The organism is Streptomyces sp. NPDC005533 (assembly GCF_042871845.1).
GTDB lineage: Bacteria > Actinomycetota > Actinomycetes > Streptomycetales > Streptomycetaceae > Streptomyces.
This window is the reverse complement of sequence record NZ_JBIAJH010000021.1, coordinates 37,101-58,385: the sequence shown is the minus strand read 5'-3', so window position 1 is coordinate 58,385 and position 21,285 is coordinate 37,101. Positions and strand designations below refer to the sequence as shown.

General features: G+C 71.8%; 20 protein-coding genes. 9 read left to right on the top strand and 11 right to left on the bottom strand.

Translation table 11 applies throughout. The annotated features are described in order from the left end of the window. Window positions 1–46 precede the first annotated feature (46 nt). From ACFYP3_RS21820 to coxB, 3 genes are read right to left on the bottom strand one after another with little or no spacing between them, the layout of a single operon-like run. Window positions 47–445 (bottom strand): cytochrome c oxidase subunit 4, encoded by a 399-nt coding sequence (locus tag ACFYP3_RS21820; RefSeq protein ID WP_388834946.1) that lies wholly within the window; start codon window positions 443–445, stop codon window positions 47–49. Next, complete coding sequence (gene ctaD / locus ACFYP3_RS21815) at window positions 442–2,178, bottom strand: cytochrome c oxidase subunit I (RefSeq protein WP_388834943.1); 1,737 nt, start codon at window positions 2,176–2,178, stop codon at window positions 442–444. The genes ACFYP3_RS21820 and ctaD overlap by 4 nt, the downstream gene beginning before the upstream one ends. Next, window positions 2,175–3,146, bottom strand: coding sequence for a cytochrome c oxidase subunit II (gene coxB, locus ACFYP3_RS21810; protein WP_388834940.1), 972 nt, complete (start codon window positions 3,144–3,146; stop codon window positions 2,175–2,177). Before coxB ends, ctaD begins: the two co-directional genes overlap by 4 nt. 291 nt (window positions 3,147–3,437) lie before the next feature. Here coxB and ACFYP3_RS21805 point away from each other — a divergent pair, with 291 nt between their 5' ends. After that, complete coding sequence (locus ACFYP3_RS21805; RefSeq protein WP_388834937.1) at window positions 3,438–4,817, top strand: cysteine desulfurase/sulfurtransferase TusA family protein; 1,380 nt, start codon at window positions 3,438–3,440, stop codon at window positions 4,815–4,817. A 122-nt stretch (window positions 4,818–4,939) separates the two neighbouring features. On the opposite strand, the gene ACFYP3_RS21800 is transcribed toward ACFYP3_RS21805, so the two are convergent. Continuing rightward, the gene (locus ACFYP3_RS21800; RefSeq protein WP_388834934.1) at window positions 4,940–5,914 is read right to left on the bottom strand and encodes a carbohydrate kinase family protein; all 975 of its coding nucleotides are present in this window, start codon (window positions 5,912–5,914) and stop codon (window positions 4,940–4,942) included. 130 nt (window positions 5,915–6,044) lie between these two features. Here ACFYP3_RS21800 and ACFYP3_RS21795 point away from each other — a divergent pair, with 130 nt between their 5' ends. Both ACFYP3_RS21795 and ACFYP3_RS21790 read left to right on the top strand, forming a co-directional pair. Continuing rightward, window positions 6,045–6,284, top strand: coding sequence for a hypothetical protein (locus tag ACFYP3_RS21795; RefSeq protein ID WP_388834931.1), 240 nt, complete (start codon window positions 6,045–6,047; stop codon window positions 6,282–6,284). A 76-nt stretch (window positions 6,285–6,360) separates the two neighbouring features. Further along, entirely contained in the window at window positions 6,361–7,815 is a 1,455-nt protein-coding gene (locus ACFYP3_RS21790; protein ID WP_388834928.1) for a hypothetical protein, read from the top strand. Between the two features lie 103 nt (window positions 7,816–7,918). Here the strand turns inward: ACFYP3_RS21790 and erpA are convergent, their stop codons facing one another. Next, entirely contained in the window at window positions 7,919–8,275 is a 357-nt protein-coding gene (gene erpA, locus ACFYP3_RS21785; protein WP_030010511.1) for an iron-sulfur cluster insertion protein ErpA, read from the bottom strand. A 293-nt stretch (window positions 8,276–8,568) separates the two neighbouring features. Between erpA and nadA the strand changes: the two genes are divergently transcribed. Then, on the top strand, window positions 8,569–9,756 hold the full coding sequence (gene nadA / locus ACFYP3_RS21780) for a quinolinate synthase NadA (RefSeq protein WP_388834923.1): 1,188 nt from the start codon (window positions 8,569–8,571) through the stop codon (window positions 9,754–9,756). A gap of 113 nt (window positions 9,757–9,869) precedes the next feature. Here the strand turns inward: nadA and ACFYP3_RS21775 are convergent, their stop codons facing one another. The 3 genes from ACFYP3_RS21775 to cobS all read right to left on the bottom strand — a co-directional run bounded on the left by ACFYP3_RS21775 (window position 9,870) and on the right by cobS (window position 14,785). Continuing rightward, window positions 9,870–13,007 (bottom strand): efflux RND transporter permease subunit, encoded by a 3,138-nt coding sequence (locus ACFYP3_RS21775; RefSeq protein WP_388834920.1) that lies wholly within the window; start codon window positions 13,005–13,007, stop codon window positions 9,870–9,872. Window positions 13,008–13,133: 126 nt separating this feature from the next. Beyond that, a complete protein-coding gene (locus tag ACFYP3_RS21770; RefSeq protein ID WP_388834917.1) occupies window positions 13,134–13,883 on the bottom strand; it encodes a response regulator in 750 nt (249 codons plus the stop codon). An 80-nt stretch (window positions 13,884–13,963) separates the two neighbouring features. Then, window positions 13,964–14,785, bottom strand: a complete 822-nt coding sequence (cobS, locus tag ACFYP3_RS21765) for an adenosylcobinamide-GDP ribazoletransferase (RefSeq protein ID WP_388834914.1) — start codon at window positions 14,783–14,785, stop codon at window positions 13,964–13,966. A 70-nt stretch (window positions 14,786–14,855) separates the two neighbouring features. Between cobS and ACFYP3_RS21760 the strand changes: the two genes are divergently transcribed. Beyond that, the gene (locus ACFYP3_RS21760) at window positions 14,856–15,629 is read left to right on the top strand and encodes a hypothetical protein (protein WP_362857469.1); all 774 of its coding nucleotides are present in this window, start codon (window positions 14,856–14,858) and stop codon (window positions 15,627–15,629) included. Between the two features lie 92 nt (window positions 15,630–15,721). Here ACFYP3_RS21760 and ACFYP3_RS21755 read toward each other — a convergent pair whose 3' ends face one another. Both ACFYP3_RS21755 and ACFYP3_RS21750 read right to left on the bottom strand, forming a co-directional pair. Then, window positions 15,722–16,000 (bottom strand): hypothetical protein, encoded by a 279-nt coding sequence (locus ACFYP3_RS21755; protein ID WP_388834911.1) that lies wholly within the window; start codon window positions 15,998–16,000, stop codon window positions 15,722–15,724. Between the two features lie 13 nt (window positions 16,001–16,013). Continuing rightward, the gene (locus ACFYP3_RS21750; RefSeq protein ID WP_382994115.1) at window positions 16,014–16,811 is read right to left on the bottom strand and encodes a PspA/IM30 family protein; all 798 of its coding nucleotides are present in this window, start codon (window positions 16,809–16,811) and stop codon (window positions 16,014–16,016) included. A gap of 271 nt (window positions 16,812–17,082) precedes the next feature. On the opposite strand from ACFYP3_RS21750, the gene ACFYP3_RS21745 reads away from it, so the two are divergent. Beyond that, on the top strand, window positions 17,083–17,682 hold the full coding sequence (locus ACFYP3_RS21745) for a DUF3043 domain-containing protein (protein ID WP_388834908.1): 600 nt from the start codon (window positions 17,083–17,085) through the stop codon (window positions 17,680–17,682). 74 nt (window positions 17,683–17,756) lie between these two features. Beyond that, window positions 17,757–18,464 (top strand): class I SAM-dependent methyltransferase, encoded by a 708-nt coding sequence (locus tag ACFYP3_RS21740; RefSeq protein ID WP_388834905.1) that lies wholly within the window; start codon window positions 17,757–17,759, stop codon window positions 18,462–18,464. Between the two features lie 74 nt (window positions 18,465–18,538). Here the strand turns inward: ACFYP3_RS21740 and ACFYP3_RS21735 are convergent, their stop codons facing one another. Continuing rightward, window positions 18,539–18,751 carry a hypothetical protein gene (locus ACFYP3_RS21735; RefSeq protein WP_388834902.1) on the bottom strand — a complete coding sequence of 71 codons (213 nt, stop codon included), beginning with the start codon at window positions 18,749–18,751 and terminating at the stop codon, window positions 18,539–18,541. Window positions 18,752–18,844: 93 nt separating this feature from the next. Here ACFYP3_RS21735 and ACFYP3_RS21730 point away from each other — a divergent pair, with 93 nt between their 5' ends. Both ACFYP3_RS21730 and cobT read left to right on the top strand, forming a co-directional pair. Further along, on the top strand, window positions 18,845–20,059 hold the full coding sequence (locus ACFYP3_RS21730) for a bifunctional adenosylcobinamide kinase/adenosylcobinamide-phosphate guanylyltransferase (protein WP_388834899.1): 1,215 nt from the start codon (window positions 18,845–18,847) through the stop codon (window positions 20,057–20,059). 133 nt (window positions 20,060–20,192) lie between these two features. Then, window positions 20,193–21,257, top strand: coding sequence for a nicotinate-nucleotide--dimethylbenzimidazole phosphoribosyltransferase (gene cobT, locus ACFYP3_RS21725; protein ID WP_388834896.1), 1,065 nt, complete (start codon window positions 20,193–20,195; stop codon window positions 21,255–21,257). Window positions 21,258–21,285: the final 28 nt, after the last annotated feature.

Sequence of the window (21,285 nt, the reverse complement as noted above, 5' to 3'; positions counted from 1 at the left end):
TCCGGGCCCCGGGTGTGCTCACGCGGCGCCGCCGCGCGGGGTGCTGCTACTGGTTCGCGTTCTCACCGCGGTAGTACTCGTACACCCAGCCCCACAGGCCGATCACGATGATCGGGGCCGAGAAGTACATCAGCCACCAGCCGAAGACGACGCCCATGAAGGCGAGCGCGCCACCGATGGCCAGCGAGAGCGGCTGCCAGCTGTGCGGGGAGAAGAACCCCAGCTCGCCGGCCTCGTCGGCGACGTCGGCCTCCAGGTTGTCCTGGGCCATCTCGTCGACGCGCTTGGCCGTGAAGGCCAGGTAGTAGCCGATCATGACGCTCAGGCCGAAGGCGAGGAAGAGCGCGGTGGTGCCGACGGGCTCCTTCGACCACACGCCGTACACGACGGCCATGATCAGGATGAAGAAGGAGAGCCAGAGGAACATCTTGCCCTGGATCTTCACTTGCCGGCCTCCTTGTCACCGGTGAGCGCCGCGGTGCCGCCGGCGATGTGGTCCTCGAGGTGGTCGAGGGCCGCGATCTCCGGGTGGTGCAGGTCGAAGGCCGGGGACTCGGAGCGGATCCGCGGCAGGGTGAGGAAGTTGTGCCGCGGCGGCGGGCAGGAGGTCGCCCACTCGAGCGAACGGCCGTAACCCCACGGGTCGTCGACCTCGACCTTCTTGCCGTACTTGGCGGTCTTCCAGACGTTGTACATGAACGGAAGCATCGACATGCCGAGCAGGAAGGAGCTGATCGTGGAGATCGTGTTCAGCGTGGTGAAGCCGTCGGCCGCGAGGTAGTCCGCGTAACGACGCGGCATGCCCTCGGCGCCCAGCCAGTGCTGCACCAGGAACGTGCCGTGGAAGCCGATGAACAGCGTCCAGAAGGTGATCTTGCCGAGGCGCTCGTCCAGCATCTTGCCCGTGAACTTCGGCCACCAGAAGTGGAAGCCGGCGAACATCGCGAAGACCACGGTGCCGAAGACGACGTAGTGGAAGTGCGCGACGACGAAGTACGAGTCGGAGACGTGGAAGTCCATCGGGGGCGAGGCCAGGATGACGCCGGTCAGACCACCGAAGGTGAAGGTGACCAGGAAGCCGATCGTCCAGAGCATCGGGGTCTCGAAGGACAGCGAGCCCTTCCACATGGTGCCGATCCAGTTGAAGAACTTCACACCGGTCGGTACCGCGATCAGGAAGGTCATGAAGGAGAAGAACGGCAGCAGTACACCGCCGGTGACGTACATGTGGTGGGCCCACACGGTCACCGAGAGGCCGGCGATCGCGATCGTCGCGGCGATCAGACCGATGTAACCGAACATCGGCTTGCGCGAGAAGACCGGAATGATCTCGGAAACGATTCCGAAGAACGGCAACGCGATGATGTACACCTCTGGATGTCCGAAGAACCAGAAGAGGTGTTGCCATAGCAATGCGCCGCCGTTCGCGGCATCGAACACATGCGAACCGAACTTGCGGTCGGCCTCCAGCGCGAACAGCGCGGCGGCCAGCACCGGGAAGGCGAGCAGAACCAGGACACCGGTCAGCAGCACGTTCCAGGTGAAGATCGGCATGCGGAACATCGTCATGCCGGGTGCGCGCATGCAGATGATCGTGGTGATGAAGTTGACCGAGCCGAGGATCGTGCCGAAGCCGGAGAAGGCCAGACCCATGATCCACATGTCGGCGCCGATGCCCGGCGAGCGGACCGCGTCCGACAGCGGGGAGTAGGCGAACCAGCCGAAGTCGGCGGCGCCGTTCGGCGTCACGAAGCCGGCCACCGCGATGGTCGAGCCGAAGAGGTACAGCCAGTACGCGAACATGTTCAGCCGCGGGAACGCCACGTCGGGCGCGCCGATCTGCAGCGGCATGATCCAGTTCGCGAAGCCCGCGAAGAGCGGGGTGGCGAACATCAGCAGCATGATCGTGCCATGCATGGTGAACGCCTGGTTGAACTGCTCGTTCGACATGATCTGCGTACCCGGACGGGCCAGCTCGGCGCGCATGAAGAGCGCCAGCAGACCGCCGATGATGAAGAACACGAACGACGTCAGCAGGTACATCGTGCCGATGGTCTTGTGGTCGGTGGTGGTGAGCCACTTCACGACCACGTTGCCCGGCTGCTTGCGCCGCACCGGCAGCTCGTTCTCGTACGAGTCAGCTGCGGCGGCACCCTGGGATTCGTTGAGGATGCTCACAGTTTGTTCACTTCCGCATTCCGGGCCGGGTCGGTCTGCTGGATGCCGGCGGGCAGGAAGCCGGTCTGGCCCTTCTCGGCCAGCTCCTTCAGGTACGCCTGGTACTTCTCGGGCGAGACCACCTTGACGTTGAAGAGCATCCGGGAGTGGTCGACGCCGCAGAGCTCGGCGCACTTGCCCATGAAGGTGCCCTCTTGGCTCGGGGTGACCTCGAAGACGTTGGTGTGGCCCGGGATGACGTCCTGCTTGAACAGGAAGGGGACCACCCAGAAGGAGTGGATGACGTCGTTGGACGACAGGATGAAGCGGACCTTCTCGCCCTTGGGCAGGACGAGGGTCGGGCCCGGGTTGCCCGTCTGGGGGTTCCGGTCGCCCGGGACGCCCTTCTCGTAGACGCCCTCGGCGCCCGCCGGGAAGTCCTTCGTGAAGCGGTCCGGGATCGTGGCGAGCTCCTTGGGAACCTCGCCCGCCTTCGGGCTCGCCGGGTCGCCGTCGACGTTCTCGACGTAGTTGAAGCCCCAGCTCCACTGGAAGCCGATCACGTTGATCGTGTGCGCCGGCTTGGAGAGGGCGAGCAGCTTCGACTCGTCACGCGCGGTGAAGTAGAAGAGCACCGAGACGATGATGAGCGGGACCACGGTGTACAGCGCCTCGATGGGCATGTTGTACCGGGTCTGCGGGGGGACCTCCACCTTCGTCCGGCTGCGCCGGTGGAAGATGACGCTCCAGATGATCAGGCCCCAGACCAGGATGCCCGTGACGAGCGCGGCCGCCCAGGATCCCTGCCACAGGGAGAGGATGCGCGGCGCCTCCTCGGTTACCGGAGTCGGCATTCCGAGGCGGGGGAAGTCTTTCCATGTATACGAGCAACCAGTGGCGGTCGCCAGGACCACGCCCGCAGTCAGCGCCTGCAGCAGCTTCCGCCGCATCGGGCGCCGCGGCGAGCGGTCGGAGCCGTAGGGACTCACGTAGCGCCTTCCCGAGAGTCTCGGCCCGCGCGGCCGGCCGCGGCCGTGTTCGGGTCGGTCGCCGGCCCTGACGCAGGCAGGGGTTTGGATGTTTATGCGGACCAAACCCTACTGGACGCTATTTGGGGTCGCGCGGGGAGGGTGCCCAACGCGCCGCTACAGCCCCCGAAGGGATGGATCCGCCGTCCGGGGGACGGTGCGAATGGCCCTGAATGGCGGGCTCCGGGGCACAACTGACGCCCCCTGACCTCGAACGCTCCCGGAGTCACCACCTTGCCTTACGGTGGCCGGATGCCGTACTTCGACAGCGCGTCCGCCGCCCCCCTGCACCCCGTGGCCCGGCAGGCGTTGCAGGCCTCCCTGGACGAGGGCTGGGCCGATCCGGCCAGGCTGTACCGGGAGGGCAGGCGCGCCCGGCTGTTGCTGGACGCGGCGCGGGAGGCCGCGGCGGAGGCGGTGGGATGTCGCCCCGACGAGCTCGTGTTCACTCCTTCGGGAACGCACGCGGTTCACACGGGAGTGGCGGGGGCCCTCGCGGGGCGCCGGCGCGTCGGGGGCCATCTGGTCGTGTCGGCGGTCGAACACAGTTCTGTCCTGCACGCGGCGGCGGCGCACGAGGCGCACGGCGGGACGCTGACCGAGGTCCCGGTGGACCGGTACGGCGCGGTGACCGCGGCCGGCTACGCGGACGCGCTCCTCCCGACGACCGCCCTCGCCTGCCTCCAGTCGGCCAATCACGAGGTGGGCACGGTCCAGCCGGTGGCGGAGGTGGCCGAGGTCTGCGCGGCGGCCGGGGTGCCGCTGCTGGTGGACGCGGCGCAGTCGCTGGGCTGGGGCCCGGTGGAGGGTGGCTGGTCGGTGCTGGCCGCGAGCGCCCACAAATGGGGCGGCCCGCCCGGGGTCGGCCTGCTGGCGGTCCGCAAGGGGGTCCGGTTCGCCCCCCAACACCCCTCGGACGAGCGGGAGTCGGGGCGCTCCCCCGGGTACGCGAACCTCCCCGCGATCGTGGCGGCGGCGGCGTCGCTGCGGGCCGTACGGGCCGAAGCCGACGCGGAGGCGGCCCGGCTGCGGATCCTGGTGGACCGCGTCCGGCGGCGGGTGGTGCGGCTGGTCCCGGACGTGGAGGTGGTCGGCGACGCGGAGCGGAGGCTGCCGCACCTGGTCACCTTCTCCTGCCTGTACGTCGACGGGGAGAGCCTGCTGCACGAGCTGGACCGGGCGGGCTTCTCCGTGTCCTCGGGCTCCTCGTGCACGAGCTCCACGCTGACCCCCAGTCACGTGCTGCGGGCGATGGGCGTGCTCTCGGAGGGGAACGTACGGGTGTCCCTGCCGCCGGGGACCACGGCGGAGGAGGTCAACGCGTTCCTGGAGGTGCTGCCGGGTGCGGTGGCGGGCGTACGGGAGCGGCTCGGCGTCTCGCACCCCCCGGCGGTGGAGCCGGAGGCGGACACCCTGGAGCTCGACGCGCTCGGCCTGCGGTGCCCGCAGCCGGTGATCGAACTGGCCCGGGCCATTTTCCGGGTACCGGTGGGCGGCACGGTCACGGTCGTCTCCGACGACGAGGTGGCCCGGCTGGACATCCCGGCGTGGTGCGCGATGCGGGGCCACGCCTACCTGGGCGAGGCCCCCCGCCCCACCGGCACGGCCTACACGGTCCGCCGCCTGACCTGACCCGGGCTCCGCCCGGACCCGCGCATCGAGCGCCGACGAGGCCGTGGGGCGGCGGCGGAGCCCCGGCAGCGGCGCCGCGCACGGGCTCGGCGCCGCCGGGCGGGTCAGGCCAGGTGGGCGGGTCAGGCCAGGTGGGCGCGGACCTCGGTCGCGGCCTCTTCGCCGTAGGCCTTCGTGAAGCGCTCCATGAAGTGGGCGCGGGCCAGCGTGTACTCCTGGGTGCCGAGCGTCTCGATGACGAGGGTCGCGAGCATGCAGCCGACCTGCGCCGCCCGCTCCAGGCCCACGCCCCAGGCCAGCCCCGTCAGGAACCCGGCGCGGAACGCGTCTCCGACACCCGTCGGGTCGACCTTCGCGGTCTCCTCCGGGCAGCCGACCACGATCGGGGCCTCGCCGACCCGCTCGATCCTGACTCCGTTGGAGCCGAGCGTGGTGACGCGCGTGCCGACCTTGGCGAGGATCTCCGCGTCCGTCCAGCCCGACTTCGACTCGATGAGGCCCTTCTCGTACTCGTTCGAGAAGAGGAAGGTCGCGCCCTCCATCAGGGTGCGGATGTTGTCGCCGTCCATGCGGGCGATCTGCTGCGAGAAGTCGGCGGCGAAGGGGATCCCCCGCGTCCGGCACTCCTCCGTGTGGCGCAGCATCGCCTCGGGGTCGTCGGCGCCGATGAGGACCAGGTCCAGTCCGCCGACCCGGTCGGCCACGGACTTCAGCTCGATCAGGCGGGCCTCGCTCATCGCGCCCGTGTAGAAGGAGCCGATCTGGTTGTGGTCGGAGTCCGTGGTGCACACGAAGCGCGCGGTGTGCAGCACCTCGGAGATCCGGACGGACTCGGTGTCGACGCCGTGCCGGTCCAGCCAGGCGCGGTACTCGTCGAAGTCGGATCCGGCGGCTCCGACGAGGATCGGGCGGCTGCCGAGCTGCCCCATGCCGAAGCAGATGTTCGGGCCGACACCGCCCCGGCGCACGTCGAGGTTGTCGACGAGGAAGGAGAGGGAGACCGTGTGCAGCTGGTCGGCGACCAGCTGGTCGGCGAATCGGCCGGGGAAGGTCATGAGGTGGTCGGTGGCGATGGAGCCGGTGACTGCAATGCGCACGGCGTGGACGCTCCTGCTGAGGACGGCGGGGACAGTCAAAACTACCCGGTGAGCGACCCCAGGCCGAACCCCAGAAACTACCCCTTAGTAGCTCTTTCTTCGCGAGAGCCCCGATGTCTACGGTGCCTTCATGACCTATACCGATGGTTTCGGCTACGGCGAGTACAACGCGGACAAGCGCGGCACGGAAGCCCCCCGGCAGCCCGGCCTCACCCGGCTGCTCGGCGACTGCGCCCGGATGGCCCCGCACTGGGCGGTCCCGGCGGACCCCCGGCCGGCCCGGGTGGCCCCCTCGCAGATCCACGGGATCAGCGTCCCGCCGGCCTCGGCGCGGCTGATCGCCTCCACCGCGGCGTACGGGGACCAGTAGGGGGACGGGAACCGGTTTCGCCCCTGTTCCGTCACACCCGCATCAGACACTGCGGGACCGGAGAAGGAGCGATGCGGTGACCAGCGAAGAACCCGACACATCACGCGGCACACGACGGCGGCCGGCCTGGGCCGTCGGCTCGATCGCGGCCGCGGTCCTGCTCGCGGGAGGCGGCACCGCGTACTGGGCGTCCAGCGCCCACGGCGACGGCGGGCCGGGCCACCGTACGGGTGACAGCGCGGCGGCCGCGCCGCGCGACGCGGGAGATCCCTCGGGCCCGGGCATCGCGCCGGGCGAGCCCGATCCGTCCGGCGAGGGGGTCGTCTACCGAACCGACGTGCGACTCCCGGAGGGCCCGGCCTCCGCGCCGGCCTTCGCCGCCTCGGGCGAGGTCACCTCGGCGGAGGTGGCCCGGCTAGCCGCGGCCCTCGGCATCGCGGGCGAGCCGCGGCTCGCCGGGGACGTCTGGCTGTCCGGGGAGGCCGCCGACGGGTCCGGCCCCCGGCTCACGGTCAGCCGTACGGCCCCGGGGACGTGGAACTTCTCCCGCTTCCAGGCGCCGACCAACGGCACCGGGGACGACTGCGCCCGCGGCAAGGACACCTGCGGTCCGGCAGCCGTCCCGCGGGACGGCGCCGGCACGGTCCCGGGAGCGGGCCGACCCGAGGCGACGGCCAAGCCGGTGTCCGAGGAGGCCGCCAAGGCCGCCGCGGCCCCCGTACTGGCCGCCGCGGGGCAGGACGGGGCGAAGCTCGACGCCCGGCTCACCCAGGGTTCCGTGCGGGTGGTGAGCGCCGATCCGGTGGTCGGCGGGCTGCCCACGCAGGGCTGGTCCACGAAGGTCAGCGTGGCCGGCGACGGCACGGTCGCGGGCGGCAGCGGCGAGCTGAAGGCGCCGGTGCGGGCGGCCGAGCAGCCGGTGGTGGGGGCCGTGGAGGCGCTGGCCCGGCTGAACGCGAAGTCGGGCGGCCGGGAGGGCGCCGCCCCCGACCCCAGCGGCTGCGCCAGCGCGGTCCCGCTGGCACCGGACGCCCCGGTGGCGGCCACCGACACGGTGCCGTGCAACCCGGAGCCGCGGCCGATGAAGCCGCCGCGGACGGAGACGGTGCAGGGCGCGGTGCTCGGGCTGGCCCCGGGCACGGTGAACGGCGCGCGGGGCCTGGTCCCGGCCTGGCTCTTCGAGGTGGCGGGCCGCGGCGGCGCGCCCGCCCACACGGTGGCCCAGCCGGCCGGCGCCGAGCAGAGCACGCCCGCTCCGAAGGACGGTCGTACGGTGCCCGGGTTCTCGTACGCGCAGGCCGACCGGAAGCTGACCGTGAACTTCTGGGGCAGCGTGTGCAGCACCTACGCCCTGGAGGCGCGCGAGTCGGCCGAGTCGGTCCTGGTGAAGATCACGGACACCCCGAACAAGCCGGGTCAGGCGTGCATCATGCTCGCGCAGGAGATGTCCCTGACGGCCACGCTGGAGCAGCCGCTGGGTGACCGGAAGGTGCTCGACGCGACCACGGGCAAGCCGCTCCCCCGGCAATAGCCGTCAGGTCTGCGGGGCCACGGCGCTTCGGGCATACGGCGAGGGCCCGCCTCCGGTCGATGTGACCGGAGGCGGGCCCTCGTCGGACGTGCGGGGTTCAGGCTTAGCTGAACGAGTCGCCGCAGGCGCAGGAACCCGTGGCGTTCGGGTTGTCGATCGTGAAGCCCTGCTTCTCGATGGTGTCGACGAAGTCGATGGACGCGCCGTGGAGGTACGGAGAGCTCATCCGGTCCGTGACGACCTTCACACCGTCGAAGTCCTTCACGACGTCGCCGTCGAGGGAGCGCTCGTCGAAGAAGAGCTGGTAGCGCAGGCCGGAGCAGCCGCCGGGCTGGACGGCGACGCGGAGCGCCAGGTCATCGCGGCCTTCCTGCTCCAGGAGGGTCCTGACCTTTTCGGCGGCGGCGTCGGACAGGAGGATGCCGTCGCTCACGGTGGTCTTGTCGTCCTGTACGGACATCTGCATTCACTCCCGAAGTGGGCGGCTCCCCGCCGGAGACGGGGAAACGTCGGACTCTTGCCGTCGGTGGCAACGAGCGGGACCGCGGATTCATTCCGGGACCCGACGCTTGTTTCAGATATTCCATGCTCGCACACCGCGCGCGGGGCCGGGTCCGACGAATCGAGGGCTGATGCGTCACATTGACACTATCGGCATCGTCAAACTGACGTGAAGCGGTTATGATAGATAACGTCAAGTAGACGAGAAGTCGAAGCGATGATCCAGAAGTCCCTTGTCGCAGAACAGAAAGGGTGCGTGTCGTGACCACCGCCCAGCCGTTGGACGTCCAGCCGACGCCCCTTGCCCTGCTGCTGCTCGGCCGTGAGGCCGACCCCAAGAGCGAGCGCGGGGTGGAGTGCCCCGGCGACCTGCCCTCGCCCTCGGACCCGAACCTCGTGGAACGGGCCCGCGCGGCCAAGGAGAAGCTCGGGGACAAGGTCTTCATCCTCGGCCACCACTACCAGCGTGACGAGGTCATCGAGTTCGCGGACGTCACCGGCGACTCCTTCAAGCTGGCCAAGGACGCGGCCGCCAAGCCGGAGGCCGAGTACATCGTCTTCTGCGGCGTGCACTTCATGGCCGAGTCCGCGGACATCCTCACCTCGGACGACCAGAAGGTGGTCCTGCCGGACCTGGCCGCCGGCTGCTCGATGGCCGACATGGCCACCGCCGAGCAGGTCGCGGAGTGCTGGGACGTGCTGACCGAGGCCGGCGTCGCCGGTACGACGGTGCCCGTCTCGTACATGAACTCCTCCGCCGACATCAAGGCCTTCACGGGCAAGCACGGCGGCACGATCTGTACCTCGTCCAACGCGAAGAAGGCCCTGGAGTGGGCCTTCGAGCAGGGCGAGAAGGTGCTCTTCCTGCCGGACCAGCACCTGGGCCGCAACACCGCCGTCCGCGACATGGGCATGTCCCTGGACGACTGCGTGCTGTACAACCCGCACAAGCCGAACGGCGGCCTGACCGCCGAGCAGCTGCGCAACGCCAAGATGATCCTGTGGCGCGGGCACTGCTCGGTGCACGGGCGGTTCTCGGTCGACTCGGTCAACGATGTCCGCGCCCGCATCCCCGGCGTGAATGTCCTGGTCCACCCCGAGTGCAAGCACGAGGTCGTGGCGGCCGCGGACTACGTCGGCTCGACGGAGTACATCATCAAGGCGCTGGAGGCGGCCCCGGCCGGCTCCAAGTGGGCCATCGGCACCGAGCTGAACCTGGTCCGCCGCCTGGCGAATCGATTCGCCGCGGAGGACAAGGAGGTCGTCTTCCTCGACAAGACGGTCTGCTTCTGCTCGACGATGAACCGCATCGACCTCCCGCACCTGGTGTGGACCCTGGAGTCGCTGGCCGAGGGGACCCTCGTCAACCAGATCCAGGTCGACAAGGAGACGGAGAGCTTCGCGAAGCTCGCGCTGGAGCGGATGCTCGCGCTCCCGTAGCCGTCGCGCCGGAACGCCGAAGGGGCGCCCCCAGCCGGGGGCGCCCCTTCCGCGTTCCGTTCGGCGACCAGGCCGGCGACCAGGCGCGGGCCCCGGAGGGCCCGCGCCCGCCGTCAGACCTTCGCGGGCTCGCCGTCCGTCTCGTCCGCGGACTCCTGCGGGGTCGGGACCGCCGTCAGGCGCGCACGCTTCTTCTCGCGGCGGCGCTCCTTGCGGAGCTCGACCATCGTGTAGAGGGTCGGCACCAGGAGCAGGGTGAGCAGGGTCGAGCTGACCAGGCCGCCGATCACCACGACCGCGAGCGGCTGCGAGATGAAGCCGCCCTCGCCGGTGACGCCCAGCGCCATCGGGAGCAGCGCGAAGATCGTCGCCAGGGCCGTCATCAGGATCGGGCGCAGGCGGTGCCGGCCGCCCTCGACGACCGCCTCGACGACGCCCAGGCCCTGGGCGCGGTACTGGTTGACCAGGTCGATGAGGACGATCGCGTTGGTCACCACGATGCCGATGAGCATCAGCATGCCGATCATCGCCGGGACGCCCATCGGGGTGCCGGTGACGAGCAGCAGGCCGAGCGCGCCGGTCGCCGCGAACGGGATGGAGACCAGCAGGATCAGCGGCTGGACCAGCGAGCGGAAGGTCGCGACCAGCAGCATGAACACGATCGCGATGGCCGCGAGCATGGCCAGGGCGAGCGAGCCGAAGGCCTCGTCCTGGTCCTCGGAGACACCGCCGATGGAGGCGGTGGCGCCCTCCGGGAGGTCCAGGGCCTTGAGCTTCGTCTGGAGCTCGGCGCTGACCGCGCCCGTGTTGTCGCCCTGCGGCCTCGCGGTGATGGTCGCGGCGCGGGCGCCGTCGATCCGGGTCATCGCGACCGGGCCGGCGACCTCCTTGACCTCGGCGATGTCACCGAGCTTGAGGGGGCCGACGGGGAGCGCCTGCAGTTCGGCCAGGGTGGTGGCCGGCTGCGCGGACTTGATGACGATGTCCCGCTCGGTGTCGTCCAGTACGGCCTTGCCCGCCGGGTTGCCCCGTACGGCCTGCCCGACGAGTGCGCCGAGCGCGGCCTGGTTCAGGCCGGCTTCCGCCGCCTTGGGGGTGGCGGTCACGGAGATCCGGGGCACGGACTGGGACAGGTCGCTCTGCACGTCGGTGACGTCGTCCAGCTTCGCCACCTCGGCGCGGACCTGCTCGGCGGCCTTGGCGAGGACCTCGCCGTCACCGGCCTTGACGACCACGCTGAGGTTCTGGCTGCCGAAGGCGTCGCCCGCCGAGATGCGGGTGTCGCCGATGCCGTCGAGCGCGGCGAGCCGGTCCTCGATCTGCTTCTTCACGGCCTCCCCGTCACCCGCGTCCTTCAGCGAGACCTGGTACGAGGCCTGGTTGGAGCCCGTGCCGCCGCCGAAGGCCGCGAGGAAGCCGGAGGAGCCGACGGTGACCTGGTAGCTCCTGACGCCCTCGACCGAGGCCAGCACCTTCTCGATCTTGCGGCTCGCCTCGTCGGAGGCGGCCAGCGAGGTGCCGGGGGCGAGCTCCTGCTTGACCGTCAGGACGTCCTGCTCGCCCTGGTCGAAGAAGTTGGTCTTCAGCATCGGGGTCATCCCGAAGGTGCCGAGGAGGACGACCACGGCGATGGCCACACTGGTCAGGCGGCGCCGGGTGGCGAAGCCGAGGACCCGTACGTAGAACTTCTGCAGGCGGCTGCGCGCCTCCTTCTCCTCGGCCTCGCGCCGGGCCTCGGCCGCGCTCTCGGCGTCCCCCGCGGTGACGCCCTCGGGCGCGCTGAGGAACCAGTACGAGAGCACCGGCACGACCGTCAGGGAGACGAGCAGCGAGGCCAGCAGGGCCGCGGTGACGGTGAGCGAGAAGGAGCCGAAGAGCTCGCCGATCATGCCGCCGACGAGGCCGATCGGCAGGAAGACGGCGACGGTGGTGAGCGTGGAGGAGGTGACCGCGCCGGCGACCTCCTTGACTGCGGTGATGATGGCGGCCTCGCGCTCCTCGCCGTAGCCGAGGTGGCGCTTGATGTTCTCCAGGACCACGATCGAGTCGTCGACGACGCGGCCGATGGCGATGGTGAGGGCGCCCAGGGTCAGCATGTTGAGCGACAGGTCGCGGGTCCACAGCACGATGAGCGCGAGGACCACGGACAGCGGGATGGAGACCGCGGTGACCAGCGTCGAGCGCAGCGAGGCCAGGAACACCAGGATCACGATCACCGCGAAGAGCAGGCCGAGCAGGCCCTCGGTGGTGAGGCTGGAGATGGACTTGGCGACGGCCGGGCCCTGGTCGCTGACGACGGTCAGGTCCGCGCCGGCGCCGAGGGTGGAACGCAGCTCGGGGAGCTTGTCCTTGACGGCGTCGGAGATGGCGACGGCGCTGCCGTCCTTGTCCATGGTGAGGACGAGGGCGAGGCTCGGCTTGCCGTTGGTCCGGGTGAGGGAGTCGGCCTTGGCCGCCTCCTGCTTCACGGTGGCGACGTCGCCGAGGCGGACGGCGGGCTTGCCGGGGCCGGGGCTCAGGCGCAGCTCCTCCACCTGGGCGAGGGAGGTGTAGCCGGCGCCGACCCGGACGGTGCGGTTCTTGCCCGCCTCGTCGAAGGAGCCGGCGGGTACGGCCGCGCCGCCCGCCTGGAGGCCCTGCGCGAGCGCGGCGCCGTCGAGGCCGGCGGCCGCGAGCCGGGCCTCGTCGGGGGTGACGGTGACCTGGAGGTCCTGGACGCCGTCGACGGTGACCTGGCCGACGCCCTCGATGTCCGACAGGACGGGGACGACGGAACGTTCCAGCTGGTCGGCGAGCGCCTGCTGGTCCTTGTCGGAGGTGACGGCGAGGATGACGGTCGGGATGTCGTCGGTGGAACCGGCCACCACCTGGGGGTCCACCTCGGCGGGCAGCCGGACGCGGGCCCGGTTGACGGCCTGCTGGACGTCGGCGACGAGCTGCTTGGTGCCGCTGTCGCCGTAGTCGAAGGTGGCCATGATGAGGGCGTTGCCCTCGCTGGCGGTGGAGGTGATGCCGGTGATCCCGTCGACGCCCTTGAGCATGGCTTCGATCGGTTCGACGACCTGCTTCTCCACCACGTCGGGCGAGGCGCCCTGGTACGGCGCGAGCACGGACACCATCGGCAGTTCGATGGACGGCAGCAGCTGCTGCTTGAGCTGCGGGATGGCTATGGCGCCGAAGAGGAGCGCGACGATCGACACGAGGCCGACCAACGCCCTTTGGGCAAGGCTGAAGCGGGACAGCCACGACATGGTTGTGGGATCTCTCTGCAGTGACGAACGCGAGGGCACTCCCACCCTGTTCCATCCTCCGGGTGCGTTTCGTCGCTCGCAGGTGCCGTCCTTATGTGCGGCATACCGCGTCCGTAGTACGCCGCACTACTGCCGACTGCTCCCGCCCTCCTCCGCGCGGGGCCGGACCAGTCCCGATTCGTAGGCAATGACCACCAATTGCGCCCGATCGCGCGCGCCGAGCTTGGCCATGGCCCGGTTCACGTGGGTCTTGACGGTGAGCGGGCTGACCTCCAGCCGGCCGGCGATCCCGTCGTTGGACAGCCCCGCCGCGACGTGTACGAGGACCTCGCGCTCCCGGACGGTCAGCGCGGCGAGCCGCTGCGCGTGCATCCCGGCCGAGGCCCCGGCGGCGGCCGGGTCGGCGCCGCCGCCCTGGGCGAGGAAGGTGGCGATGAGCCCCTTGGTGGCGGCCGGGGACAGCAGCGCCTCACCGGCGGCGGCGATGCGGATGGCGCTCAGCAGTTCCTCGGGCTCGGCGCCCTTGCCGAGGAAGCCGGAGGCGCCGGCCCGCAGCGCGGAGACCACGTACTCGTCGACCTCGAAGGTCGTCAGCATCACCACGCGCACGGCGGCGAGTTCCGGGTCCGCGCTGATCATGCGGGTGGCGGCGAGGCCGTCGGTGCCGGGCATCCGGATGTCCATGAGGACGACGTCGGCGCGGGTGCGGCGGGCCAGTTCGAAGGCCTGCGCCCCGTCGGAGGCCTCGCCGACGACCTCCATGTCGGGTTCGGAGTCGACGAGCACCTTGAAGGCGCTGCGCAGCAGCGCCTGGTCGTCGGCGAGCAGCACCCGGATGGGCGCGGCGGCGGGCAGTTCCGTCGGCGTGTCGTCCACGGGGCGAGCGTACGCGGGCCGGCCCGGGCCGGGCGCACGGGTCCCGTCGGACCGGACGGCCGCCGGTGCCCGGCGCCGGCTCAGCCCAGGGCGAGGACGATCAGGGCGGTGGTCGCCGCGACCTCGGCCAGGGCGCCGAAGACGTCGCCGGTGACCCCGTCGAAGCGGCGTACGCAGCGGCGGAGCAGGAGCTGCGCGGCGAGCAGGGCCAGCAGGACCGCCGCCGCGTACCGGGCGGCGGCGGGCAGGCCCAGCGGAAGGGCGGCCGCCCCGGCCGCGGCGACGGCGAGGGCGGCGACCACGGCGGCGACGGGGCGCGGGACCACTTCGGCGACGGCGGCGCCGAGCCCGCCGGGGCGGGCGCCCGGGACGCCTTCGCGGCAGGCCAGGGTCATGGCGACGCGGGCCGTCACGGCGGCGACCACGGCGGCGAGGCCGCCGCGGATCCAGCTGTCGGCGTACGCCTCGGACAGGGCCGCCACCTGCACCAGCATCACGATGACCAGGGCCACGACGCCGAAGGGGCCGATGTCGGACTGCTTCATGATGCGCAGGGCCTCGTCGGCCGGTTTGGCGCTGCCCAGGCCGTCCGCCGTGTCGGCGAGCCCGTCGAGGTGCAGCCCCCGGGTCAGCGCGGCCGGTACGGCGACGGTGACGGCCGCGGCGAGCAGCGGGCCCCCGCCGAGGACCAGCAGGAGCACTCCGGGGACGGCCGCGAGCACGCCCACGACCAGCCCGGCGAGCGGGGCGCAGGCCATTCCGGTGCGGGCGGCGGGACGGTCCCAGCGGGTGATGCGGGCGGGCAGCACGGTGAGCGTGCCGAAGGCGAAGCGGAGGCCGTCGGGGAACGAGGCGCGTTCCGGGGGCGGCGTCAGGGGCGGGCCATCGAACGAATCTGTCATCGGCGGGAACGCTACCGCCTCGGCGCGAGCGGTAAATTACCCATTACGTGCCAAATAGGGAGTCCGTGGGATGGGTCACTGGTGGTATCGGAACATCGTCGAACCGGGGAAGCTCCCCCTCCTCCTCGCCCTGCTCTCCTTCGTGATGTCGTTCCTGGTCACCCGTGTGATCACCCGGATGATCCGGGCCGGCCGCGGCCCCTTCAAGAACGTCACCCCGGGCGGTCTGCACATCCACCACGTCGTCCCCGGCGTGATCCTTGTGATCATCGGCGGTTTCGGCGCGGTCGGCGCCGGCCGGTACGGCTTCGGCGGGGCGCTCTCGGCCGTGATCTTCGGGCTGGGTGCGGGCCTGGTCCTGGACGAGTTCGCGCTGATCCTGCACCTCGACGACGTCTACTGGAGCGAGCAGGGCCGCAAGAGCGTGGAGATCGTGGTCGTGACGGCGGCGGTGGTCGCCCTCGTGCTGGGCGGGTTCGTGCCCTTCGGGGTCAACGACCTGACCCCCGAGGAGCGTCAGAGCCGCGGGCTGGTCGCCATGAACGCGGCCTTCAACTTCTTCCTGGCCCTGATCGCCCTGTGGAAGGGCAAGGCGCGCACCGCGCTCTTCGGGGTGATCGTGCCCTTCGTGGCGCTGGTCGGGGCGATCCGGCTGGCCCGGCCCGGGTCCCCGTACGCGAAGAGGTTCTACGCGAACCGCCCGCGCGCCCGTGCCAAGGCCGGGCTGCGCGCCTTCCACCACGACCGGCGCTGGGCGCGGCCGCGCCGCAGGTTCGAGAACTTCATCGGCGGCACCCCCGACCCCGAGCGCAATGCCGTCTCCCTGGAGAAGCCGCCGCAGTGAGGGCGAACCCGCGACGGGCCCTCCCCCCGAGGGGAAGGGCCCGTCGTGACGTCCGGTGTCGGTGGGTGCGTGCGTCCGGCTGCCGTGCGGACTCAGCCCGGGATCAGGCCGTTGTCGCTGAGCATCTCCCTGACCTCGTCGAGGCTCGCGTCGGCGCCGGGCAGGATCAGCTCGGACGGCTCCAGCGCGTCGTCCGGGAGCGGCCGGCCCAGCCGCCGTACCGCTTCGAGCAGGGCGTCCAGCGTGCGCCGGAAGCCCTCCGAGTCGCCGCTCTCCATCTCCGCGAGCAGTTCGTCGTCCAGCTTGTTGAGCTCGGCGAAGTGGCTGTCGGCCAGCTCCACCTGACCTTCCCCCATGATGCGGACAATCATGACGGGCCCCGTCCTACTGCTTGTCGAACCGGTGCTGGGTCTGGGGGGACTGCTGGGCGCCGCCCTGGGCACCGCCCTCGATGGCCTGCTGCTGCGCGGACGGGCCGCCCGCCAGCTCGGCCTTCATGCGCTGGAGCTCCAGCTCCACGTCCGTACCGCCCGACAGGCGGTCCAGCTCGGCCTGGATGTCGTCCTTGGAGCCCAGCCCGCTCTGGTCGTCGAGCGCGCCGGAGGCCAGCAGCTCGTCGATCGCGCCGGCCCGGGCCTGCAGCTGGGCGGTCTTGTCCTCGGCCCGCTGGATGGCCAGGCCGACGTCGCTCATCTCCTCGGAGATGCCGGAGAAGGACTCGGCGATCCGGGTCTGCGCCTGGGCCGCGGTGTAGGTGGCCTTGATGGTCTCCTTCTTCGTCCGGAAGGCGTCCACCTTGGCCTGGAGCCGCTGGGCGGCGAGGGTCAGCTTCTCCTCCTCGCCCTGCAGGGTCTGGTGCTGCACCTCCAGGTCGCTGACCTGCTGCTGGAGCGAGGCGCGGCGGGACAGGGCCTCGCGGGCCAGGTCCTCGCGGCCGAGGGCGAGCGCCTTGCGGCCCTGGTCCTCCAGCTTGGCGGACTGCCCCTGGAGCTGGTTCAGCTGCAGCTCCAGGCGCTTGCGGGAGGTCGCCACGTCGGCGACTCCGCGGCGCACCTTCTGCAGCAGCTCCAGCTGCTTCTGGTACGAGTAGTCGAGGGTTTCGCGCGGGTCCTCGGCCCGGTCAAGGGCCTTGTTCGCCTTCGCGCGGAAGATCATCCCCATACGCTTCATGACACCGCTCATGGGCTTCGCGCGCCCCCTTCTAGACGGACTGTGCTCCAGGTCACCGACAGGTCCCACAGTACGGGCCCTGTCTCCATTACCGCACTGTTCGAGTACGGATGCGCTCCTCCTCCAGGACGACTACAGCCACGCCGTATCAGGCGTAAGGAGTAGGTGATCCCAGGAGAGGCGGACACCGCACACACCGTGCAAGGGGGAAGACGCCCGCCGTTGCCGGATCGTTCCCCGCCGGGGTGGGGCCCGTGCCCACGACCACGTAGGCTTGGGTTTTGTGTTTGGTAGCCGCTCCTCCAAGGAAGAGAAGGCCGCCGCCACCGACAAGGTGAGCGCCGACCTCTCGCAGCCCCGTGATCCGCAGGCCCCGAAGGGCCGCCCTACGCCGAAGCGTGCTGTGGCCCAGTCGCAGCGCAAGGCCGTGGTGGCCTCGACCGGCAACCGCAAGGAGGATGCCAAGCGAGCCCGTGAGCGCCGCCGCGCCGAGATGTCCCGGCAGCGCGAGGCGCTGGCCAGCGGCGACGAGCGTTACCTGCCCGCCCGGGACAAGGGTCCCGTCCGCAGGTACGTCCGCGACTTCGTGGACTCCCGCTTCTCCGTCGCCGAGATGTTCCTGCCCCTGGCCGTGGTCATCCTGGTGCTCAGCATGATCCGGCAGCCGACGATCCAGAACGTCGCCCTGCTGCTGTGGCTCGGCGTGATCGTCCTGATCATCGTCGACTCCATCGGCCTGCTGTTCCGCCTGCGCAAGGCGCTGAACGAGCGCTTCCCGGACGAGCCGCGCCGCGGCGCCGTCGCGTACGGCCTCATGCGCACCCTCCAGATGCGCCGGCTGCGCCTGCCGAAGCCGCAGGTCAAGCGCGGGGAACGGCCCTGAGCGGATTCTCCGAGGGCGCGCGGATCTGGCTCGAGGGCCTGGGCGGACTGCGTAACGCCGTCCGGCAGGAACTGGTGGGCCGGCAGGTCGACGAGCAGATCGCGCAGCGCTTCCCGGTCGGGCAGCGCCTGCGCGTCCTCGACGTGGGGATGGGCCAGGGCACCCAGGCGTTGCGGCTGGCCCGGGCCGGGCACAAGGTGACGGGTCTGGAGCAGGACCCCGGCATGCTGGCGGTCGCCCGTGCGGCACTGGCCGAGGAGCCCGCCGGGATCCGCGACCGGGTGCAGCTCATGGAGGGGGACGGGCGCGAGACCGGCGCCCACTTCCTGCCGGGCAGCTTCGACGTGGTGCTGTGCCACGGGGTGCTGATGTACGTGCCCGAGCCGGACGCCATGCTCGCCGGGCTGGCCCGGATGCTGGCCCCGGGCGGTCTGCTGTCCCTGCTGGTGCGCAACGGCGACGCGCTCGCCATGCGGCCCGGGCTGGACGGCGACTGGAAGGGCGCGCTGGACGCCTTCGACAGCACGGAGTACACGAACCGGCTGGGCCTGGACGTGCGCGCCGACAGGCTGGCCGGGCTGACGGCCACGCTGGCCGGGATCGGTGCTCCGCTGGGCGCCTGGTACGGCGTACGCGTCTTCACCGACGGCACCGAGGCGGGCGAGGTGCTGCCGCCGGACGAGGAACTGGAGCGGCTGCTCACCGCCGAGGACCGCGCGGGGCGGACCGACCCCTACCGCGGCGTGGCCGCGCTGCTGCACTTGTGCGGCGTGCGGGGCTGACCCCCGGCTGCGCGGGGTCACGGGGGCTGCGCCCCCGCGCCCCGCGCCTCAACCGTCGGCGAGGCTGAGGACCGCTACGCCTCCAGGGCCGAGCGCAGGCTCATCGTGTAGAGCTCGGTCCCGTTGTCGTCGGACAGCTTCACCTGCTCGGTGCCGCCGTCCAGCAGGTCCTTCCAGTACTCACCGATCCAGGACTCCGCGTCCCCCTGCGTGGTGAACTCCTCCGGTACCACCGACGGGCTCGTCTCGGTGCCGTCGGCCGTCTCGAACCGCCACGTCCACGCCATGTCCGCCTCCGTTGCTCGCACGCTTCCTGCCCTGAGTCTGCCCGCAGAGTAACCGGGCGCGCAGCAGTCTCGGGGACGCGGGAGGATCATCCTGTGGAACTCACTCTGCTCGGCACCGGCACCCCCGAGGGCCTGCCCCGTCCCGACTGCCCCTGTGCGGCCTGCGCGGTCTCCGTCGGCGCCTGGTCGCGCGCCGCCACGGCCGTACTGGTCGACGGGGCGCTCCTCCTCGACCTGACGCCCGGTGCCGTGCTGGCCGGCGCCCGGGCCGGACATCCGCTGGCCGGCGTACGGCAGGTCCTGCTGACCCACCCGCACGACGGACCCGCCGTGGAGCTGCCGCCCGGGCTGCCGGCCGCGGGGCGGGTCCCGGACGGGCGCGAGCTCGCGGTGATCTCCGGACACCGGGTGCGGGCGGTGCCGATGGACGCGCCGGGCACCGGGTACGAGGTGACGGGCCCGGACGGCGGCCGGCTGCTGTACCTGCCGCCCGGCGGGGCCCCGGCCGGGACGAACGACGTGACCGGGCAGCGCCCGTACGACGTGGTGCTCGCCGATGTGCCGGGGCGGCCCGAGGCCCTCGCCCGGCTGCGGGCGAGCGGGGCCGTCGGCCCGGCCACGGACGTGATCGCCGTCCACCTGGACCACGACGTCGCGCCGGGCCGGGAGCTGGAGCGCCGGTTGGCGGCGGCCGGGGCCCGGGCCGTGCCGGACGGGACGACCGTGACCGTCGGGGAGTACCGCCCGGTGCCGGACCTGCCGCGCCGGACCCTGGTGGTGGGTGGGGCCCGCTCGGGCAAGTCCGTGGAGGCGGAGCGGCGGCTGGAGTCCTTCCCCGAGGTGGTCTACGTGGCCACCGGCGGCACCCGGAACGGGGACGTGGAATGGGCGCAGCGGATCGGCCTGCACCGGGAGCGCCGGCCGGGCAGCTGGCGGACGGTGGAGACCTGCGAGCTGGTCCCGCTGCTGGCCGAGGAGGGGCCGCCGCTGCTGATCGACTGCCTGGCGCTGTGGCTGACGGACGCGATGGACCGGGCGGGCGCCTGGGACGACGCCGTCTGGGCCGAGAGCGGGCAGCGCAAGCTCGGCGAGCGCACCGCCGGGCTGGTGGCCGCGGTGCGCGCGACCCGGCGCCGCGTGGTGCTGGTCAGCAACGAGGTCGGCTCGGGCGTCGTCCCCGCGACCGCCTCGGGCCGCCGCTTCCGGGACGAGCTGGGCCGGCTGAACGCGCGGGTCGCCGGCGAGTGCGAGCACGTGCTGCTGGTCGTCGCGGGGCAGGCGAGCCTGCTCAAGGAACCACCGGGGTGACCGCGCGGAGCGGGCCGTGGACGGGCCCCGGAACCGGGCCGGCGGCCGGGCCGCGGGAGGCCGCCGGGAACGTGAACTCGGGGGCTTCGCCCAAGGCCTGAGGGTGCGCCTCACCGGCTGTACTCTCTGGCAGATGAGCACGCTGAATCTCGACGACTTCTCCGATCTGATCGAGCGCCCCGACGGGGGCGTCCGGCGTGATGCCGAGGAACGCCGTGAGCGCCTCGCCGTGCCACCCGGCGCGTTGGGCCGGCTGGACGAGCTCGCCGAGTGGCTCGCCGCCGCGCAGGGGCAGGTGCCGGTCAAGCCGATCGAGCGCCCCCGCGTGGTGCTGTTCGCCGCCGACCACGGGGTCGCCTCCGCGGGCGTCTCCGCGCGGGCCGCGTCCACCGGCCACGAGCTGGTGCGGGCCGTCCTGGACGGGGCCAGCCCCGTCGCCGTCCTCGCCGGCCGGCTCGGCGCCACGATACGGATCGTCGACGCCGGCCTGGACTGCGATCCCGGGCTGCTCCCCGCGGACGTGACCGGGCACCGGGTGCGGCGCGGCAGCGGCCGCATCGACGTGGAGGACGCGCTGACGGCCGAGGAGGCCGAGGCTGCGGTCCGGCTCGGGATGCGCATCGCCGACGAGGAGGCCGACTCCGGCACGGACCTGGTCGTCCTCGGTGACCTCAGCGTCGGCGGGACCACCGTCGCCGCGACCCTCGTCGCCGCACTGTGCGGCACCGACGCCTCGGTGGTCACCGGCCGCGGCGGGCTGCCCATCGACGACCTGACCTGGATGCGCAAGTGCGCGGCGATCCGCGACGCGCTGCGCCGGGCCCGCCCGGTGCTGGGCGACCAGGTCGCGCTGCTGGCCGCGGTGGGCGGCGCGGACGTGGCCGCCATCACCGGTTTCCTGCTCCAGTGCGCGGTGCGCCGTACGCCGGTCATCCTCGACGGCGTGGTCTCGGCGGCCTGCGGGCTGGTGGCCCAGCGGGCCGCGTTCCGGGCGCCGGACTGGTGGCTGGCCGGTCAGGCCAGCGGCGAACCCGGCCAGGCGAAGGCACTGGATCGGATGGCGCTCAACCCTGTGCTCGACCACGGCGTCACAGTGGGCGAAGGTACCGGGGCATTGCTGGCTCTCCCCCTCGTCCAGGCGGCCGCCGCACTCGCGGCGGAACTCCCTGAGCGGGCGGCGGCGGAGCCGACGGAATGAGCCACCGGGGCCCGCGGTCCTGACCAGG

Coding starts and splice junctions, on each gene's coding strand:
- erpA (WP_030010511.1), bottom strand. CDS start 8,275: ATGTCCGTACAGGACGACAAGACCACCGTGAGCGACGGCATCCTCCTG.
- cobS (WP_388834914.1), bottom strand. CDS start 14,785: ATGACAGATTCGTTCGATGGCCCGCCCCTGACGCCGCCCCCGGAACGC.
- ACFYP3_RS21735 (WP_388834902.1), bottom strand. CDS start 18,751: ATGGCGTGGACGTGGCGGTTCGAGACGGCCGACGGCACCGAGACGAGC.
- ACFYP3_RS21750 (WP_382994115.1), bottom strand. CDS start 16,811: ATGAGCGGTGTCATGAAGCGTATGGGGATGATCTTCCGCGCGAAGGCG.
- ACFYP3_RS21755 (WP_388834911.1), bottom strand. CDS start 16,000: ATGATTGTCCGCATCATGGGGGAAGGTCAGGTGGAGCTGGCCGACAGC.
- cobT (WP_388834896.1), top strand. CDS start 20,193: ATGAGCACGCTGAATCTCGACGACTTCTCCGATCTGATCGAGCGCCCC.
- ACFYP3_RS21775 (WP_388834920.1), bottom strand. CDS start 13,007: ATGTCGTGGCTGTCCCGCTTCAGCCTTGCCCAAAGGGCGTTGGTCGGC.
- ACFYP3_RS21795 (WP_388834931.1), top strand. CDS start 6,045: ATGACCTATACCGATGGTTTCGGCTACGGCGAGTACAACGCGGACAAG.
- ACFYP3_RS21760 (WP_362857469.1), top strand. CDS start 14,856: ATGGGTCACTGGTGGTATCGGAACATCGTCGAACCGGGGAAGCTCCCC.
- ACFYP3_RS21805 (WP_388834937.1), top strand. CDS start 3,438: ATGCCGTACTTCGACAGCGCGTCCGCCGCCCCCCTGCACCCCGTGGCC.